At 65.3% G+C, this 4,373-nt stretch carries 3 protein-coding genes and 1 pseudogene; all 4 read right to left on the reverse strand.

The annotated features are described in order from the left end of the window. The coding region (gene recN, locus SE91_RS24205; protein WP_061849392.1) for a DNA repair protein RecN at positions 1-1,471 on the reverse strand (1,471 nt) is incomplete at its 3' end. Between the two features lie 13 nt (positions 1,472-1,484). Continuing rightward, the gene (locus SE91_RS24210) at positions 1,485-2,369 is read right to left on the reverse strand and encodes an outer membrane protein assembly factor BamD (protein ID WP_060735193.1); all 885 of its coding nucleotides are present in this window, start codon (positions 2,367-2,369) and stop codon (positions 1,485-1,487) included. 243 nt (positions 2,370-2,612) lie between these two features. Beyond that, positions 2,613-3,575, reverse strand: a complete 963-nt coding sequence (gene lpxC, locus SE91_RS24215; protein WP_060735192.1) for a UDP-3-O-acyl-N-acetylglucosamine deacetylase — start codon at positions 3,573-3,575, stop codon at positions 2,613-2,615. Positions 3,576-3,936: 361 nt separating this feature from the next. Next, positions 3,937-4,373: pseudogene (locus SE91_RS24220) on the reverse strand (cell division protein FtsZ); the annotation flags it as partial.

The raw sequence follows: 4,373 nt of genomic DNA on the forward strand, positions 1-4,373 counted from the left end.
CGTGAGTCACGGCCATCACCTGGACCTTGCCGGCAAGCCGCGCCAGGCGCCCGCCGATGGCGTCGGCGACCGCACCGCCGACACCGGTGTCGATCTCGTCGAAGACGAGCGTCGGCGCCGAGCCGCGGTCGGACAGCACGACCTTGAACGCGAGCAGGAATCGCGAAAGCTCGCCGCCGGAGGCGACCTTCATCAAGGGCCCCGGCTTGGTGCCGGGATTGGTCTGCACCCAGAACTCGACGCGGTCGAAACCCTGCGGCCCCGGTGCGGCCTCGTCGGTCTCGACCTGGGTCATGAACTTTGCGCGTTCGAGCTTGAGCGGGGCAAGCTCCGCATTGACCGCCTTGTTGAGCTTCTCGGCCGACTTCTGCCGCGCCAGCGACAGCTTCTTGGCGGCCGCCGCATAACGGCTATCGGCCTCGATCGCGGCCTGCTCCAGCTTCTTCAGCCGCGAGGCGCCGGCATCGATCAGCACGACGTCGGCGGCATATTTGGCGGCGAGCGCCGCGAGCCCGTCGACGGGCGTCGAATATTTGCGCGAGGCGGCGCGCAATGCGAACAGCCTCTCCTCGATACGTTCGAGTTCGGCGGGATCGAAATCGGTTGCGGCGAGCGCGGCCTGGAGGTGCTGGTCGGCCTCCTCAAGCGCGTTGATGGCGGCGTCGATCGCCTTCACCGCGGGCTCGACCAGCGCCGGCGAATTGACGCCGCGGCGCTCCAGCCGGCGCACCGCAGCCGACAAGGCCGCGACCGGCGAATGATTGCCGCCGACCGCCTCCTGCGCCTCGCGCAGATCGGACGCAATCTTCTCGCCCTGCATCATGGTGGTGCGGCGATGGGCCAGTGAGGTCTCTTCGCCCTCCTTGGGCGCGAGTTGCTTCAGCTCGTCGGAGGCATGCCGCAGGTAATCCGCCTCGCGCGCGGCGCGCTCCATGGCGGCGCGATGTTCCTCCAGCGTGGTGTTGGCGATGCGACGCGCCTCCCAGAGCGCTTCGACGGCGGCGACGTCCTTTTCGAGCCCGGCAAAGGCGTCGAGCAGGCGGCGATGGGTGGCGGCATCGACGAGCGCGCGCTCGTCGTGCTGGCCGTGGATCTCGACCAGGGCGGCGCCGACCGCCTTCAGCGTCTGCACGCTGATCGATTGGTCGTTGATGAAGGCCCGGGTGCGGCCGTCGGCAAGCTGCACGCGGCGGAGAATCATCTCACCGGTGTCGTCGAGGCCGTTCTCGGCCAGGATCCTGGCCGCGGGGTGATTCTTGGGGACATCGAACACGGCAGTGACCTGCCCCTGCTCCGCGCCGTGGCGCACGAGGCCGGCGTCGCCGCGGCCGCCGAGCGCCAGTGCAAAGGCATCGAGCAGGATGGATTTGCCCGCACCGGTCTCGCCGGTCAAAACCGCAAGGCCGGTGGCGAATTCGATATCGAGCCGTTCGATCAGGACGATGTCACGGATCGACAGACGCGCCAGCATGGAACCAAATTTCCTAGCCGAGACCCATCTTCTTGAAGGTCCGGCTGATCCAGGACCCCTGATTCTCGCTCGGCTCGAGACCGCCGGATTTTACAAGATTATAGGCGTCCTTGTACCAGCGGCTGTCAGGAAAATTGTGCCCAAGCACGGCCGCCGCGGTCTGCGCCTCGCCGACGATGCCGATCGCCATATAGGCCTCGGTCAGACGGAACAGCGCCTCCTCGACATGGCGGGTGGTCTGGTACTGCGTGACGACGGTCTTGTAGCGGTTGATCGCCGCCGTGTAGTCGCGCTTCTGCGCGTAGTAGCGGCCGGTATTCATTTCCTTGCCGGCGAGCTGGTCGCGGGCACCCTCGATCTTGGCTTTCGCCGACGTGGCGTATTCCGAGTTCGGATATTTGCGCACCACCTCTTCCAGCGCCGCGATCGCCTTTTCGGTGCGGGCTTGGTCGCGGCTGACGTCCGGGATCTGGTCGTAATGGGAAGCTGCGATCAGATATTGCGCATAGGCCGCGTCCGGGCTGCCAGGATGCAGCGTGACGTAGCGGGTGGCCGCGCCGATGCAGCCGTCATAGTCGCCGCCCTGGTAGGACGCGTAGGCCGACATCAGCAGCGATTTGCGGGCCCAGTCGGAATAAGGATGCTGGCGGTCGACCTCTTCGAACTTCTTGTTCGCCGCCTTCATGTCCTTCTTCTCGTTCATGAGGTACAGGCCCTCATTGTAGATCTTGTCGGCGGGCTCCTCGACGAAGGTGTCGTCCTTGGCGGTGAACTTGTCCCAGAGCGAGCCGGTGCCGCAACCCGCCAGTGGCAGCGCGAGCATGAAGAGGGTAGCGGCCTGAGCCAGTCGAGCGGCTCCGACCGAGAGATATCCGCGCGTCATACGCTGTGCCGACATGAGTTTTGCCTTGACGCCCTGTGATGCGGTGCCCGCCAGCCCATGACCCCCGTCACAGGCGCGAAATGTAACCGTGGTGCCTGCCATGCCAACCACGCCGATTGATCCGAAAAAGGATCGTTAATGAACCGGATAGGCAGGCATTTCGCCCGGATTAAGGCGAACGCGCCGCAATCCTAGTCGATCATGGTTACCAGGAGTTTCCCGGGGGTGGTCGCAACCGTGCCTGCGACGACGGCTCTGTCAGGACACGTCCGGCCCGTAGGCCGCGGCGATCCGGCCGCCGACGATGCTGCCACCGACTTCGCCGACCGGACGCGTGGTGCGGCGGGCCACTTCGCCCTCGACCACGCGCCAGGCGGTACGATCGGCCAGCAGCGCGGTCAGGACAGCGTGGTTGAGCTTGTGGCCGCCACGTACCGAGCGATACGCGCCAAGCAGCGGCAGGCCGGCCAGCGCGAGATCGCCGATCACGTCCAGCACCTTGTGGCGGGCACATTCGTCGGCGTAGCGCAGGCCTTCGGTGTTGAGCAGCCGCTCGTCGTCGAACACGACGGTGTTGTCGAAGGAGGCGCCGAGGGCATAGCCCGCGCTCCAGAGCCGCGCGACATCGCCCATCAGGCCGAAAGTCCGGGCCCGGCCGACTTCGCGGCGGAAACGTTCCGGGCTGAGGTCGAAAGCGTAGCTCTGCTGGCCGATGACGGGATTGGTGAAGTCGATCTCGACTTCGGCCCGGAACCCGTTGGCATAGGGTCTGATCTCGCCGAAGGAGTCGCCGATCTTGACTGAGATCGGCTTCAAAATCTGAATGAAGCGGCGCTGAGCCGATTGGGTGATGATGCCGGCCTGGTCGATCGCCGCAATGAAGGCTGCGGCGCTGCCGTCCATGATCGGCACTTCCGGCCCGTCGATCTCGATCGTGGCGTTATCCACGCCCATGCCCCGCAGTGCAGCAAGCACATGCTCGGCGGTGGAGACCAGCGGACCGTTGCGATCACCGAGAACGGTGGCGAAGTCGGTCGCGATCACCTGCTCGGCGGTGGCCTGAACTTCGCGGTCGCTTCCCTCGAGCCCAGTGCGGACAAAAACAAAACCCGCGTCGACAGGCGCAGGCCCGAGCGTGAGAGTGACGGGAAGACCGGAATGAACGCCTACGCCTGCCACGGAGGCTTGCGCACGAAGCGTTGTTTGCCGGCTAAATTTCATCAGGAACCCGCCCCACTACGATCATCGCGACTTATACTAGACCCGCCTCGCCGGCCAGTGCCGACGTCCCCGCGAATCCGTATCCCCAAGTCACGCCAAACCATAGTCACTGCCTCAAACAGCGCCAACTCACGCTTTTTTACCGATTGTTACCCCAAACCCGCCGTATTCGCGCCAAGGCTTAACCAAATTACGCCGCGGTTTGGAGGGGGTACGGTAGTTTTACTGAACCACCGAATGTGTAATTAATGATTTAAAATCAGTTGCTTGGCTGTGCAATCCGGGCATGCACGGGACAAAAGGAAAGGTCCCGGCACGCTGTTGCCGGGACCTTTTTTCGTCAGCCTGATTGTAACAATCCTCAGGTCGCCTGCCGCCGCAAGAAGGCGGGGATATCAAGATGGTCGTCTCCCTGTGGCGCCGGGGCAACAGGCGCGGGGCGGCCATGCATGTCCAGGCCCTGGGGCGCGGGACGACGGGCGTACTCCGATACCGGCTCGTTAGCTGCGATCTGCTGCGCCACTGTCTTCTGGGGGCGGCGCTCGGGCAGCGGCGACATTGCTGGGCCGGCAGTGCGGGCGGCCACGGGCGGCTCGCTTTCCTCGTCACGGCGGCCAAGGCCGACATTGGCGAGGCGCTGGAGCAGCGACAGGCGGCTCTTCTGCGGGGCCTCCTCCTCGACCTCGCCGCGGGCCTGACGAATCTCGGCCTGCGCCGGCATCGGCAGTTCGTCGATGCGCGGCATCCGCGGCGTGCGGACCGGCGGACGCTCGGCCTGCGGCGGGATGAAATTTTCGG

It is taken from the genome of Bradyrhizobium sp. DOA1 (genome assembly GCF_001593325.1).
Taxonomy (GTDB): domain Bacteria; phylum Pseudomonadota; class Alphaproteobacteria; order Rhizobiales; family Xanthobacteraceae; genus Bradyrhizobium.